This is a genomic window from Gluconobacter frateurii (assembly GCF_002723955.1).
GTDB lineage: Bacteria > Pseudomonadota > Alphaproteobacteria > Acetobacterales > Acetobacteraceae > Gluconobacter > Gluconobacter frateurii.
On record NZ_BEWN01000005.1, the window covers coordinates 68,855 to 82,813 of the forward strand.

15 protein-coding genes are annotated in these 13,959 nt (G+C 57.9%); 10 read left to right on the plus strand and 5 right to left on the minus strand.

The features are described 5' to 3' along the window. Window positions 1-32 precede the first annotated feature (32 nt). From GFR01_RS13125 to GFR01_RS13170, 10 genes are read left to right on the plus strand one after another with little or no spacing between them, the layout of a single operon-like run. A complete protein-coding gene (locus GFR01_RS13125; RefSeq protein WP_099182835.1) occupies window positions 33-692 on the plus strand; it encodes a hypothetical protein in 660 nt (219 codons plus the stop codon). 53 nt (window positions 693-745) lie between these two features. After that, the gene (locus tag GFR01_RS13130) at window positions 746-1,543 is read left to right on the plus strand and encodes a 3'(2'),5'-bisphosphate nucleotidase CysQ family protein (RefSeq protein WP_099182836.1); all 798 of its coding nucleotides are present in this window, start codon (window positions 746-748) and stop codon (window positions 1,541-1,543) included. Continuing rightward, the gene (locus GFR01_RS13135) at window positions 1,540-2,553 is read left to right on the plus strand and encodes an L-threonylcarbamoyladenylate synthase (protein ID WP_099182837.1); all 1,014 of its coding nucleotides are present in this window, start codon (window positions 1,540-1,542) and stop codon (window positions 2,551-2,553) included. Before GFR01_RS13130 ends, GFR01_RS13135 begins: the two co-directional genes overlap by 4 nt. Before the next feature lie 3 nt (window positions 2,554-2,556). Next, a complete protein-coding gene (locus tag GFR01_RS13140; protein ID WP_063905349.1) occupies window positions 2,557-3,036 on the plus strand; it encodes a hypothetical protein in 480 nt (159 codons plus the stop codon). A gap of 52 nt (window positions 3,037-3,088) precedes the next feature. Further along, on the plus strand, window positions 3,089-4,237 hold the full coding sequence (lptF, locus tag GFR01_RS13145) for an LPS export ABC transporter permease LptF (RefSeq protein WP_063905348.1): 1,149 nt from the start codon (window positions 3,089-3,091) through the stop codon (window positions 4,235-4,237). Beyond that, window positions 4,198-5,421 (plus strand): LPS export ABC transporter permease LptG, encoded by a 1,224-nt coding sequence (lptG, locus tag GFR01_RS13150; protein ID WP_082872777.1) that lies wholly within the window; start codon window positions 4,198-4,200, stop codon window positions 5,419-5,421. The genes lptF and lptG overlap by 40 nt, the downstream gene beginning before the upstream one ends. Beyond that, window positions 5,421-7,739 carry an LPS-assembly protein LptD gene (locus GFR01_RS13155; protein ID WP_373317605.1) on the plus strand — a complete coding sequence of 773 codons (2,319 nt, stop codon included), beginning with the start codon at window positions 5,421-5,423 and terminating at the stop codon, window positions 7,737-7,739. The genes lptG and GFR01_RS13155 overlap by 1 nt, the downstream gene beginning before the upstream one ends. A gap of 2 nt (window positions 7,740-7,741) precedes the next feature. After that, window positions 7,742-9,100, plus strand: a complete 1,359-nt coding sequence (locus GFR01_RS13160; protein WP_099182838.1) for a peptidylprolyl isomerase — start codon at window positions 7,742-7,744, stop codon at window positions 9,098-9,100. Between the two features lies 1 nt (window position 9,101). Then, entirely contained in the window at window positions 9,102-9,926 is an 825-nt protein-coding gene (rsmA, locus tag GFR01_RS13165) for a 16S rRNA (adenine(1518)-N(6)/adenine(1519)-N(6))-dimethyltransferase RsmA (protein WP_099182839.1), read from the plus strand. Window positions 9,927-9,954: 28 nt separating this feature from the next. After that, window positions 9,955-10,485 carry a DNA-3-methyladenine glycosylase I gene (locus GFR01_RS13170; protein WP_099182840.1) on the plus strand — a complete coding sequence of 177 codons (531 nt, stop codon included), beginning with the start codon at window positions 9,955-9,957 and terminating at the stop codon, window positions 10,483-10,485. Window positions 10,486-10,493: 8 nt separating this feature from the next. Here GFR01_RS13170 and GFR01_RS13175 read toward each other — a convergent pair whose 3' ends face one another. The 5 genes from GFR01_RS13175 to GFR01_RS13195 form a co-directional block, all read right to left on the minus strand. Continuing rightward, complete coding sequence (locus tag GFR01_RS13175) at window positions 10,494-11,714, minus strand: SAM-dependent methyltransferase (RefSeq protein WP_174694717.1); 1,221 nt, start codon at window positions 11,712-11,714, stop codon at window positions 10,494-10,496. Window positions 11,715-11,851: 137 nt separating this feature from the next. Beyond that, window positions 11,852-12,445 (minus strand): 50S ribosomal protein L9, encoded by a 594-nt coding sequence (gene rplI / locus GFR01_RS13180; protein WP_099182842.1) that lies wholly within the window; start codon window positions 12,443-12,445, stop codon window positions 11,852-11,854. Window positions 12,446-12,455: 10 nt separating this feature from the next. Beyond that, the gene (gene rpsR, locus GFR01_RS13185; RefSeq protein WP_007282799.1) at window positions 12,456-12,737 is read right to left on the minus strand and encodes a 30S ribosomal protein S18; all 282 of its coding nucleotides are present in this window, start codon (window positions 12,735-12,737) and stop codon (window positions 12,456-12,458) included. 5 nt (window positions 12,738-12,742) lie between these two features. Further along, a complete protein-coding gene (gene rpsF / locus GFR01_RS13190) occupies window positions 12,743-13,225 on the minus strand; it encodes a 30S ribosomal protein S6 (protein WP_099182843.1) in 483 nt (160 codons plus the stop codon). A 157-nt stretch (window positions 13,226-13,382) separates the two neighbouring features. Continuing rightward, on the minus strand, window positions 13,383-13,955 hold the full coding sequence (locus GFR01_RS13195) for a GNAT family N-acetyltransferase (RefSeq protein ID WP_244902296.1): 573 nt from the start codon (window positions 13,953-13,955) through the stop codon (window positions 13,383-13,385). Window positions 13,956-13,959 lie beyond the last annotated feature (4 nt).

The following is a 13,959-nucleotide window of genomic DNA, read 5'->3' on the forward strand; positions in this document are numbered from 1 at the left end:
CAGCGTGCCTCCACACAAGAGGGTCCAGAGCAATGATCAACCGGATGCGTTACGTCGCCGCCTGTTCACTCCCACTTTTCCTGATAAGGGCTTTCATGGTTTACGCACCGGCTTTGGCCAATAGCGTACAGGCTGCCTCCCCGGAACTGGAGCACCTGACGCCCCTGCCGCTGCATGACGGCCTGAACAGTTTCAACGGACCGGACGGCCCATTTTCCGTGTTCCAGACATGGCGCGACAATGGAAATGCATGGGGCTACCACCTGTATCTTCTGACCAACACTGTCGAAGGGAAAACAAGCGTCATTGGCGTTGAGGCCAAACCCGGAAGTTCCGACACGTCGTTACGGGACCATCTAAGCGATGCGCCGCATACCGGCGAAGATGCGTTGTCGACCATGCAGTTCGCCAGGGGGTTACTAGATAAAAAACCGTCAGTTCTGCTCTTCGAAGCCACCCGTGATCCCGGAGAACACCCGGTTCCATCCCCCGGCCCGACAGTCATCTACGTCTACAACCTGACGACATCCGACGGAACACCCGGCTGGACGCCTTCCTACTTTCACTTTGTCAAAAAAATTCCTGTTCCGGGAACATTCTGCAGTTCTGATACAGCCTTGAAGGCCGCCACGGGGCTGCCCCTTTCGGCAGACGCTGGCCCTCCACCGTCCGCCGACGGCTGCCTGCATTAGACGATGTGTATCAGCACATGACGAAACGCCTTTCATGAAGTAGCCTTGCAGGCATGACCTCAGCTCCTCTTCAAACGGTCTCCCCTGATGATGACCGCGCCCTGCTGTCACTGGCCTTCCGCCTTGCATCGGAAGCCGCAGACATCATCAACGAGATCCGCGCCCGCGGCTTTCGCACGGAAGTCAAGAAAGACGCTTCTGTCGTCACGGAAGCCGATCGGGCCTCAGAGGAGCACATCCTGCGCGGCCTAAGAGCCGCCTGCCCGTCTCTTGCGGCGATCGGTGAAGAGGAAATGTCTTCTGGTATCGAAGTCGAAGCCGGAAAAGCCTACTGGCTGGTCGATCCACTGGACGGCACACGCGGCTTTTCATCCGGCGGACGGGACTTCACCGTCAATATCGGCCTTGTTCGTGGAGATCGTCCCGTTCTGGGCGTCGTCGCGCTCCCCGGCTACGGCATGATCTATAGCGGTGGCCAAGGCCTCGGCGCCCATCGCTCCGATGGCACAACCAGCACACCTATCCATACAGCCACTCCGTCTGAAGACGGGCTGCGCGTTCTGGCGTCCAGCCATCATGGCAACACGGAACTGCTGGAACGCTGGCTTGCCGGACGAAAAGTCGCGTCCATCGACAAACTGGCCTCATCGGTCAAGTTCATGCGCGTCGCGGAAGGAGCCGCGGATTTCTACCCCCGCTTTGGCCCAACGATGGAATGGGATACCGCTGCTCCGCAGGCCATTCTGGAAGCAGCAGGGGGAAGTCTGCTGGATGAACACGGTCAGCCCCTTCGCTACGGCAAGCCAGGGCGCCTGAACTCATCCTTTTACTGCACGGGAGGCGCATCGTGAGCGAAACCCTTCACACGGAACGTCTGGCCGCTGACCCTGCGGGTATCCGCCGCGCCGCCGAACTCCTGAAAGCGGGCAAACTCGTCGCCTTTGGAACCGAGACCGTCTATGGCCTCGGCGCTCTTGCTTCATCCGACACGGCCGTCGCCCGCATTTTTGCAGCCAAGGGGCGCCCGCGCTTCAATCCGCTCATCAGCCATCTGGCCGATGCGGAAAGCGCCTTTGCGCAGGCGGACCTGCAGGGGCGCATCAAGGACATCGCCTACGCTCTGGCGGAAAAGTTCTGGCCTGGCCCGCTGACAATGGTTCTGCCTCGCTCCCCGAATGCCACGGTTTCGGATCTAGCCGCCGCCGGACTGGATACGCTGGCTCTACGCGTCCCCCGTGGCAAAACCGCACTGGCACTGCTTCGCGAAGTCGGTGCCCCGATTGCCGCCCCGTCGGCCAATATTTCCGGCACCGTCAGCCCTTCAGATGCCTCGCACGTCCTGCGCTCTCTTGATGGTCGCATTGACGCCATTCTGGATTCCGGCCCGTGCTCGGTCGGCGTGGAAAGCACCGTTCTGGATCTCACGCGCGATACGCCCGTGCTACTACGTCCCGGCGGCGTCACGCTCGAAGATCTGAGAGACTTGTGTGGCCCCATCCACCATCCTGATGATTTTACAGAAGTTCTTCCCGCGTCTCCCGGACGTCTGGCGTCCCATTACGCTCCATCCCTGCCCGTCAGGCTCGATGCCTACGACGTGCAGCCAAACGAAGCCCTGCTGGCATTCGGACCGGCACTGCCGAATGCGGGGCTAACCTGGAACCTGAGCGAAAGGGGCGATCTGGAAGAAGCGGCAGCGAGGCTTTTTGCCGGGCTCCGCTTTCTGGATGCCGAAGGTACAAAACGGGGAATGACACGTATCGCTGCCCAGACAATTCCTCGTCATGGGCTTGGGCTGGCCATTCGGGATCGACTGCGCCGTGCAGCTGAACCCCGACCCCCTTCAGCCCTCCCCGGCTGAAACATGCCCGAAACTTTCGATCCGAAAGAAATCAAGGTCCTATCCGATATTCTGGCGCTCGTTCTGGAAGAGTCTCCCGGCTCGGCACAGAACGCGCTGGACGCTCTACGAGCCCGCGCCCGGCGTAACAATCTGACGGGGGGCGCCCTCAAAAACCTATTCACCAGTCTCGCCACAGACCCCATGCGCACCGGGACAAGCGCCCGTGAAGCGCAACTGCGGCAGACCATTGCGCAACTTGAAGGCGAAATCAGAACACAGCAGGGCAGAATACGTTCTCTTCAGACGACGCTGAGCCGCACACAAATGGACACCTACAGCCTTCAGGCAGAGATCGTGACCAACAGGGCCCAGCAACCGTGGCGTTACGTAGCAATTGCCTTTGGCCTGAGCGCAGGGCTATTGCTAGGGATCGCGGCCACCCAGCTTTATCACAGCCTGACAGATCCCCCTCCGATCGACCGTTCGGTCTACTTCCGTTAAACACCGCTTTTTTGCCTTTCTCCCGTCACAGGCTAAGGATACACGAAGGGCCATGGCCTCTTCCCCCGGCACTTCAGGGCGACATCTGTTGCCCCTTATCGATCGCTATGTCCTTCGACAGCTTCTGGTCGCACTGCTTGCCCTGACCGGCGGTGCAGTTGCTCTCATCTGGCTGACGCAATCGCTGCATTTCGTCTCCATGATCGTCCAGCACGGTTTGTCACTGCGCGTTTTCCTGCAGTTGACGTCCCTGATGCTACCATCGTTCGTCGCGGTCATCTTGCCGATCACCACTTTTCTTGTGGTGCTGTTTACCTATCAGCGCATGTCTGGAGACCGTGAACTGACCGTCATGCGCGCTGCCGGCCTTTCGCCGCTTGAACTGGCGCGCCCTGGCATGATCTGCGGCGTGACCTCTGTTGTGCTTTGCTATGTGCTGACGCTCTGGCTGGCTCCCGTGTCGTACCATGCGTTTCATCGATACGAGTTCCAGATCCGCAACCAGATGGCAGCCTTTCTTTTGCAGGACGGCGTCTTCACAAAGGTGTCGGGTGACATGACCGTCTATGTGCGTTCACGAGACGCCAACGGCCTGCTTCATGGCGTGCTTGTGGAAGATGATCGCGATCCAGATGCCCATACGACCATTCTGGCCGAACGTGGCACCATCGTGACCGTTAACGACAAGCCCCGTGTCGTGCTCTATAATGGCTCCCGCGAAGAAATCGATCGCCATACCGGGCGCCTGAATGTCCTGACATTCGGTCGGAATACCATTGATCTCGCTTCTTCCCGTCAGAACAATCATGAAGAACGGGATGCGGCGGAAATGCCCCTGCACGAACTCTTTCATCCCAATCCCGCTGAAGTTTCAGAGCGTGATCGCGGCAAATTCGCAGTGGAAGGCTGGCATCGCCTGACTGCACCGCTGACCGTGCTGTCTTTTGCCATGATCGGGCTAGTCGCAGTTCTGCGGGGTGCCTTCTCCCGTCACGGAAACATCACCCGCCCCATGACAGCCATCCTGACCGTGGTTGGCCTCCAGGCGCTGACGCTCATGCTTCAGAACCTTGCAGGTCGAAACCTTGCACTGGTTCCCCTCATCTGGGCTGTAGCCCTTCTTCCCAGTCTCATCTGTGCAGCCCTGCTGTTTGCTGAACAATGGACGGGCACATCCCGGCAGGCGAAACAGTCTTCATGAAGCGCATGTTCTATAGTCGGCGCGGCTGGTTCTCCACCCTGCTGCACACCCTCCGCCCGCAGGAAACCGAGGTCGGTTTTTCCACGACGCTGGCAATCTATATTGCCCGTCACTTCACACTGAACACACTCGCCATGGTTCTGGCCCTGACCGGGCTTGTGTCGCTCTTCGATTTCATCGATCTGCTTCGCCGCGCCGCAACCCGGCCGGATGTGCCAACAAGCCTCATTCTGGAAATCGCGGGTCTGCACATCCCGTATTACATCATCTACGTGCTGCCCTTCGGCATTCTTCTTGGCGGTATTGTCTGTTTTTCGCGCCTGACCAGATCATCGGAACTGATCGTTGCCCGCGCCGCCGGCATTTCCGCATGGCAGTTTCTCGCCAGCCCGCTGGCGTGTGCGATACTGATCGGCCTTTTCACGACCACAGGCATGTCCGCCCTGTCATCCACCATGTACCGACAAGCAGAATTTCTCGACCAGTCTTATCTGCGCACCGGGGGCGGCCCCCTGACGATGCAAGGAGGTGAACTCTGGCTCCGGCAGGCGGATGAAGGCCTCATTCCACACGGCGTTGCCATCCTGCACGCACAGAATGTTCGTCTTAACAAAAACGCTCTGGAAGTTTCAGGCGTAACCGTTTTTCGTCTGGATGAGCGCGACCGTCTGATTATCCGAGTTGAATCACCCACGGGGGTTCTCGCCAATCAGGAATGGCACCTCAATGATTCGGCGCTTCTGAAACCCGATCATATGCCTCAGAAAATCGGCGCCCTGACCCTTCCGTCCGATCTGACTGTCAGCCGTGTTCAGGAGAGTTTTGCGTCTCCCGATACGCTCTCAGTCTTTGCATTACCTGGGTTTATTCGTCTGCTGGAGCACTCGGGTTTCCCATCGATCCGTCACAGGTTACATTTCCAATCGCTTCTGGCTCTTCCCATCCTTGCTGGTACAATGGCATTGGTATCGGCAGGGTTTTCGATGCGCCCGGCACGGCGCGGCGGGGTAGCCCGGATGCTGGGATCGGGAATTGCTGCAGGTTTTGCACTCTTCACCATCTCGAAAGTGGCTGAACAGTTTGGTGAATCCGGTGCATTGCCACCGGTTCTTGCAGCATGGGCACCTACGGGCGCAGGACTTTGTCTTGCGGTCGCGCTTTTGCTGCACATGGAGGATGGTTGATGTCGGTGCCCCGGTGGCTCCCTAAACGCGCTCGCAGGTACGTTTCCCTTGCAAGCGCCGCCCTGACGGGAACAGCGCTCGTGGCGCCGCAGGACATGTTCGCCAACACGATGCAGCGCGATAACTCGCACATCATCGTTATTGGAAAACCTACGTCCGAGCGTGATCCCCTGACCTATCTCGCCGATAGCGAAAGCTACGCCAAGAACGGTCTGGTCACATGGGAAGGCAATGTCCGGATCTGGCAGGGCGATCATGCGCTTCGTGCCGACAAAATTACTTATGACCGGAATACCGGCGTTCTGGCGGCGACGGGTCACGTCGCTATCATGGAGCCGGATGGCAGCACCACCTATGCCAACTACATGGAATTCAGCCATGGCATGCATGATGGGATCGGCACCTCGATCTTCATGAAGATGCAGGACAATGCGAAGCTGGCCGGCAACGGTATGCGTCGCACGAACGGCCTCATCAACGACCTGTCACATGCCGTTTATACAGCTTGCGAAATCTGTGCGAAGCGACCGGATGCCCCGCCATTCTGGCAGTTCCAGGCCTACGGTGCGACGCAGGATACCCAGCACAAACGGATCGAATTTGATCACGCATGGCTGAAAATGCTGGGGCTTCCGGTATTCTATTTCCCGTTCTTCTCAATGAGCGATCCCTCCGTCAAACGCCAGAGCGGCTTCCTGATGGCTGGCATCAGCCCGCATGACAGATATCTCGGCACATACTTCACGCTCCCTTATTTCTGGGCAATCGACGAACATCAGGATCTGACCGTCCGCGGCCTCGCCTCCACCAAAACGGGACCGGAAGTTACAGCGCAGTACCGCAACCGCTTTAACTTCGGAATGCTGGACATCACGGCAGGCGGTGCGTTCGATACCAACCGGGAAAGCCGTTACGTCAACACCTTCGGGAACAACGTCAATTCCTCCGGCGAATACGGCCTGCAGGGATATATTTTCGGACAGGGTAACTTCTCCCTCAGCCAGAACTGGCTGGTCGGTGCAAACATCAATCTCGCGACATCCGCTAACTACATGCGTGACTATCGCGTCCCGGGCTACGGTTCGGAAATGCTGAATTCGAATGTCTTTCTTGAAGGATACGGCACCGGATCCTACGCCCGCGTTGATGCACAGGCCTATCAAGGTCTGAACCAGGGCGTCATTCAGAACTCAGACCTTCCCTGGGTCCTCCCCCGCTTCACCTATGCTTTTCAGGGACAACCGGATGCCCTCGGCGGCCGTTTCAGCCTGAACACAACGGATTTTGATGTCTATCGTGTTAACGGCGTGTCCGATCAGCGCGGTCAGCTCCAGATGCAGTGGGATCGACCATTCCATAACAGCCTTGGTCAACAGTGGCTTGTGACGGCACGTCTGGACTCTAACATCTACCGTGCCACCCGGACGTATCAGCAACCTCTATATTACACGGCCATGGGTACGAAGTTTACGGGACAGGTCCTGCCGACAGTCGCCGTAAAAATGAACTGGCCCTTCCTGCGATCCTTCGCCCATGGACGTGGCTCACAGATCTTCGAACCCATCGTACAGGCGATCGCAGCCCCCAATACCGGCAACTCGTCCAACAGCTACATGCCCAATGAAGACAGTTTGTCCTACGAGTTCACGGATACAACCCTCTTCTCGCTGAATCGCTACACCGGCACGGACCGTCTTGATGGCGGCCTGCGCGCCAATGTCGGCGTTCACCAGAGCTGGATGTGGAACGGTCATACGATCGACATGCTCGTGGGCGAAAGCGTTCAGGAACATATCACCCATAATCGCATCCCCTATTCAGGACTGGACCATCACCTGTCCGACCCCGTTGCACGACTGCGGGTTTCGCCGAACCAGTATGTCGATGTCACAGCACGTGGACGCTACAATCCCTGGACCCACCAGCTTGATTATGGCGAAGGCCTGCTGAGCACGGGTATCCCTGCCCTCCGCTTTACGGCTGGCTACATCTATGAGCCTGTCACCCCATATTATTACTACGCCACGGATTATCGTACGAATGGCGTGAACTCGCCTTACGCAGTGAAAACGAATGAAATTACTGGTGGCGTATGGACGCACTGGCGCCAGTATCATGCGTCCGGCTTCTTCCGTCGCAGCCTGTCCCGGAAACAGTTCGTCGCAAACGGCGGGGATATTGGCTATTCCAACGACTGTTTCGGGCTGGATATCATGTATATCAAGCAATACACACGGATCGGCGGCGAGCAGCGGAACACCACAGTGATGTTCAACTTCACGTTCAAAACGATCGGCACCTTCGGAATTAACGGCTGAGCATGTCCAAGACCCAACGCACCGCCCCCAAGGCCCTGGCTGCCCTGCTGGCCCTCTCTGTCGCAGCGCCTGCCGCCCTGGCTCACACGGCTCCCACGCACAAGAGTGCTTCCCAGAAAGCCGCAGCTCCTGCCAAACCACCTCCGGAAGACCAGATCCTCGCCGTCATCAACGGTCAGGTCCTGACGCAGCGTGATGTGGACAACCGGGCAAAGCTGTTCGTACTCTCCACCGGACTGCCTGTCAGCCCGGATGTCATGAACCGCATGCGCGGGCAGATCATCCATCAGCTGATCGATGAACGCCTGAAAACGCAGGAAATGCTGAAGCGGCATATCAATGTCGAACCGGAGCAGATCGCCGGTGCCATCAGCAATATTGAACAGCGCAACGGCATGCCCAAGGATGCCCTGCGTAACCGCCTGGCGTCCGATGGCGTTTCCCTCACCACCCTGATCGACCAGATCCGTGTTCAGATCGGCTGGATGCAGGTTCTGCGTGAACAGCTGGGGGAAGGCGGCCGTATTACAGCGACCCAAATCGCCCAGCGTGAACAGGCCCTTCAGGCTGAGCAGGGTCGCGCTCAGTACATGATGAGCGAAATTTTCGTTCCCGTGGCTGATCCCCGCCATGACGAAAACGAACTGACGTTCACCCGCACCATCATTTCGCAACTCCGGGAAGGTGCGCCCTTCCCGATCGTCGCCGCACAGTTCTCGCAGGCACAGTCCGCCCTTGATGGTGGATCCATGGGGTGGGTTCAGGAAGATAATCTTGACCCGGAAGTGGTCAATGTCGTGCGGCAGATGCCTATTGGCGCCATTTCCAACCCTATTCAGGTCGCCGGCGGCTTCGTGATCGCAACCGTTCAGGCCAAGCGCGTGGTTGGCAAGCAGATGGGAACGCTTGTTTCTCTACGCCAGGCGTTCTTCCCGTTTGACGCGCCCCTGAACCCACAGAACCCGACACCGCAGCAGCAGGCGTCTCTCCAGAAGGCGACCCACGCTATCGAGACCATCCATAGCTGCGACGCGATGGAAGCACTCAACAAGTCTCTGGGAGAAAAACGCCCCAGCAATCCGGGAACGCAGGTTCTGGAGCGTCTTGCTCCGCAGATGCGGTCCGTTATCGAGCCTCTGCCTGCCAACAAGGTCAGCCGTCCCCTTGTATCGATGGATGGCATTGCCCTGCTCATGGTCTGCGACCGCCAGCAGAAAAATCTGGCCCAGCAGACACCCGGCGAAATCGCCGATCAGCTCATGAACGAACGGGTGGAACAGGCATCCCGCCAGCTTCAGCGGGATCTGCAACGCCGCTCCATTATCGATATTCGTCCTGCCGCAAAGCCGGCCCTGAACTAACGTGAGCCTTCCTTCTCTTAAAGACACCATTCAGGCTCACGGTCTGGATGCCAAGAAGTCTCTCGGTCAGCACTTCCTTCTCGATCCGGGCATCTGTGCCCGGATTGTTTCCCTCGGTGGGGACCTGACCGGCCGAAGCGTTGTGGAAATCGGTCCGGGTCCCGGTGGCCTGACCCGCGCCCTGCTTGAAAGCCCGGCAGCCCGTGTCGATGCCGTTGAAATTGACGAGCGAGCCTGGCCCCTGCTGGACGAACTGGCAGAGCACTACCCAGATCGCCTGCACGTCGTCCGTCAGGATGCTCTGAAGCTGGATGCAGCGAGCCTTGCGCCCGCCCCCCGTCAGATCATCGCCAACCTGCCCTATAACGTTGCAACCCCTCTCCTTGTCGGCTGGCTAAAACAGGCTGCGTCGTGGGAACGTCTGTCTCTGATGTTCCAGTTGGAGGTGGCAGAACGTATTTGCGCAGCGCCTGATACGTCCACTTATGGCCGACTGGCCGTTCTGGCCCAGTGGTGTGCGTCGTGCTCTGTGGCGCTGCGTATTCCCCCAGGGGCCTTCTCACCACCGCCAAAAGTACATTCTGCCGTCGCAGTGCTGATCCCACATGCGGAGCAGCCTGAGCCAGCGCTTTTCCGAGCCATGGAACGGGTCACGGCAGCGGCTTTTGGGCAACGTCGCAAGATGCTGCGGTCTTCACTCAAATCCATTGGCGGCGAGGCACTTCTCGGGGAGGCGGGGATTGACCCGACCCGACGTGCGGAGACACTCTCAGTCGCAGAGTTCGCCCGTCTCGCGGAACTCCATCTTGCCCGCTCCCGTTCCTGAAACAGCCCCGGCACGTTGCCGCTGGGCCATGACTGACCCCCTTCTGCGTCAATACCATGACGAAGAATGGGGTGTTCGTGTTCGGGACAGCCGCCTTCTCTGGGAAACGCTTGTTCTTGAAAGCTTCCAGGCCGGATTGTCATGGCTGATCGTCCTGCGACGTCGGGAAGGATTTCGACGCGCTTTCGAAGGCTTTGATCCGAAAAAAATTGCCCGGTTTACAGATGCAGATGTCGATCGGCTGATGCAGGATGAAGGCATTATTCGTGCCCGTGCCAAAATTGTAGCGGCTATCGGGAATGCCCGCGCCTACCTTGCCATGCGAGACAATGGCGAGGATTTTGCGGATTTCATCTCGAAACTCGTTCCTGACGCACCAATTCACAACCCTAGCGGAACGGTCCTGACCCAGTCTCCGTTATCCGTAAAAATTTCAAAAGAACTGAAATCACGCGGCTTCCGGTTTGTAGGACCGGTGATCGTATATGCCTGGATGCAGGCAGTGGGTCTGGTGCACGACCATGACCCATCCTGCTTTCGCTATACGCCAGAACCTTAATCCAGAGGTCAGGGCTCGGAGCCGTTATGCTCCGTCTCATACATATAATCCCGCGTGAGCGGTAAAGCGTCTACAGATCGTGTCAGCTGAATCTGAAAATTCATATGCCCCTGCACCCGAAACGCCAGTTCGCTTCCAATCAGATAAAGTTCGAACATCCGAACAAATCGCTCATCATAAAGCTCGATGATCTTCTGACGGTTCGCATCAAACCGCTTGCGCCACTCTGCGATGGTTTTGGCATAATGCAGGCGCAGGATCTCGCAGTCCGTTACCCACAGTCCTGACCGCTCTACTGCTGCCAATGTCTCACTCAGGGCAGGAGAATACCCACCGGGGAAAATATATTTCTGAAGCCATGCATTGGTCGTTCCCGGACCGTCTGTTCGGCCAATCGAATGAATCAGCGCCACCCCCTCGGGCTTCAGACAATCTTTAATTCCTTGGAAATACCGCTCGAACTGCGGCTTTCCCACATGCTCGAACATTCCGACCGATACCACGCGATCAAACTCATGATGGACATTCCGATAGTCCATAAGTTCAAAGCGGACCTGCCCTTCAAGCCCTTCTGCCCTGACGCGCCTTCGCGCCTCCTCAAGCTGTTCTTTCGAGAGAGTAATGCCGACAACAGTCGCACCGTAATCTTTGGCAAGCGTCAGGGCCAATCCGCCCCATCCACACCCGATATCAAGAACTTCAAGCCCTGGTCGATCAAGTCTGAGCTTGGAGGCAATATGCCGTTTCTTCGCAGCCTGGGCCTCTTCGAGGGTCATGTCCTCATGAGCGAAATAAGCACAGGAATACTGACGGTCCTTATCCAGAAAAAGATCGTAAAGACGGCCATTCAAATCATAATGATGGGCAACATTTCGACGTGATCTTTTAAGGGAATTCAGTCCCTTGAGAGGACGAGAAAAATATCGGAGCCGATCTTCGATTTCTTCAAAAACATGGCCGCCTTCCATGATATTGGCCATCAGAACCTGCATGAGCGTTTCAAGCGTGCATCCTTCGGGACACAGCTCGTCCGCCATGTATTCTTCACCAAAAGCGAGTCCTGAATTAATGACCAGAGACCGCTCAGCTTTTTTTGTTTTCAAATGAAGCCCTGCTTCAAGGCCGGGCTTGGTGCCTTTGTAGGTATGGCTCGTACCGTCACTGAACGTGACGCGAAGCGTCCCTACCTGAATGAATTTCTTCAGAACGAAATCGAGAATGGGCTTCACACCTGTCTCCCTCCTGTTCACGCGCGTCATGACAAAGCATGACATGGCTACCAGTTTTCTGGCGAGGAGAGCAGACAACAAAAAACCCGGCACGGGAATACCCGGCCGGGTTCTCTGTTTTGGCTATGCCAGCGAAATCAGCCTTCGGCTTCTTCCGTGGCTGCAGCTTCGGCAGCAGCTTCTTCAGCTGCGTTCTCTGCCTGCAGTTCGCCGAGGATGTTCTCATCCTCTTCTTCCACGCCAACGGCTTCGCCGCGGGCCTGGCGCTCAGCTTCTTCAGCAGAACGTGCAACGTTGACTGTCAGCGGAATGGACACTTCCGGGTGCAGCACGATGCGGGCTTCCGTCAGGCCAAGGACCTTGATCGGGTGAGCCAGAACAACCTGCTGACGAGCGATCGTCAGGCCGGCGTCCGTAGCAGCAACGGCGATATCGCGCGTGCTGACGGAACCGTACAGGCTGCCGCTGTCGCTGGCCTGGCGGATGATAACAACCGAAAGGCTGTCCATACGCTCGGCAAGACGCTCGGCTTCTTCACGCTTCTTGATGTTCAGGGCTTCAAGCTGCGCACGTTCCGTGTCGAAACGCTTGCGGTTTGCAGCCGTGGCACGCATGGCCTTGCCCTGCGGAAGCAGGAAGTTACGTGCGTAACCCGGCTTCACTTGGACAAGATCACCCATCTGGCCGAGATGCTCGACCCGCTGGAGCAGGATCAGTGCGGTCTGGGACATGGTGCTCTCCTCAGCTCACGACGTAGGGGAGCAGGGCAAGGAAGCGGGCACGCTTGATAGCCTGCGCCAGCTCACGCTGCTTCTTGGCCGAAACGGCCGTGATGCGGCTCGGCACGATCTTGCCGCGCTCGGAAAGGAAGCGGCTCAGCAGACGCACGTCCTTGTAGTCGATCTTCGGCGCATTCGGGCCGGAGAACGGGCAGGACTTGCGACGACGGTAGAACGGGCGACGTGCACCAACTGCGGTACGACGGGTAGCCGGGTTCACTTCGGGGGTGGTTGTCTCGGACATGTTTCTTACTCCGCTCCAGCCGCCTCACGAGCATCTTCATGCTCGCCGCGTGCACGATACTCTTCGCGGTCTTCACCACCACGACGCGGGCCGCCACGGCCGCTCTCGAAACGGCCAGCCGGCTTGGAGCCGCCACGGAAACCGCCACGCTCGCCACGGTCGTCGTTCTTGCGCGCCAGAACCGGGGACGGGTTCTCGTCGATCTCGTCAACGCGCAGCGTCAGAACGCGCAGCACGTCTTCGTTCAGACCGAGCTGGCGCTCAAGTTCACGCAGCGTGTCAGGGGTGCAGTCGATACCGAGCAGGACATAATGGCCCTTACGGTTCTTCTTGATGCGATATGCGAGCGAACGGAGGCCCCAGAATTCGCGCTTCTGGATGGAACCACCATGCTCGGTCAGCAGGGCTTCAATGGTCTCGACCAGGCTCTCGACCTGTGCCTGGGACACATCGTTACGTGCAATAAGCACGCTTTCGTACAGTGGCATGAAAACTCCCTTCGGATGAGGTCAACCCAACTGGTCCAGCCCGTGCCGGAGACAGTGCAATCTTGAGGAAAGCGTGGGTATAGCCGGCGCGACGCCACATCGCCCGGCAGGGAAAGGCTGCATTAATCACGCAGACCTTCGAAAATCAAGGATAAACTCAGAGTCGACGCAGTCTCGGCGGCAGGTATTCGTCTGGCACATCCCAGACTTCCTGCACGACATGCCGGATCACAAAGCCGCCCTTCTGGTAATTGCTGAGCGCGCGTGGATGATCGAGGGTGCAGGTATTCACCCGGAGCCGCCAGCTTCCTGCATCAAATGCTTGGGAAACCGCGCAATCCAGCAGAACTTGGCCCAGCCGCCGCCCGATAGCCGCAGGGACCAGACCGAAATAAGCCAGATTGGCATCCCCGTGATCCCTCAGATCCAGCTCATAGAACCCCAGAGCTACACCGGCAGCATCCTTGAGCACCATGAAATAAACCAACGGATCATGCAGGATTTCAGCGAGCTGCTCGTCCGGCATCGGACGGCGCATCCACCAGCAATAATCTTCTCCGACATCGCGGTAGAGCTGGCGATAAAGCGTGAGAGCCGGTGGCAGAACCCGTTCAAGGGACAAACCATCCGGAAGCACTGGAGACGCACGGGAGGTGCGCGTCTCCAGAAAAGTGACATCCACCTCAAGTCGGGTAGATGCCCCCTTTGGACTGAGCCAGTCCGGTAACATAACC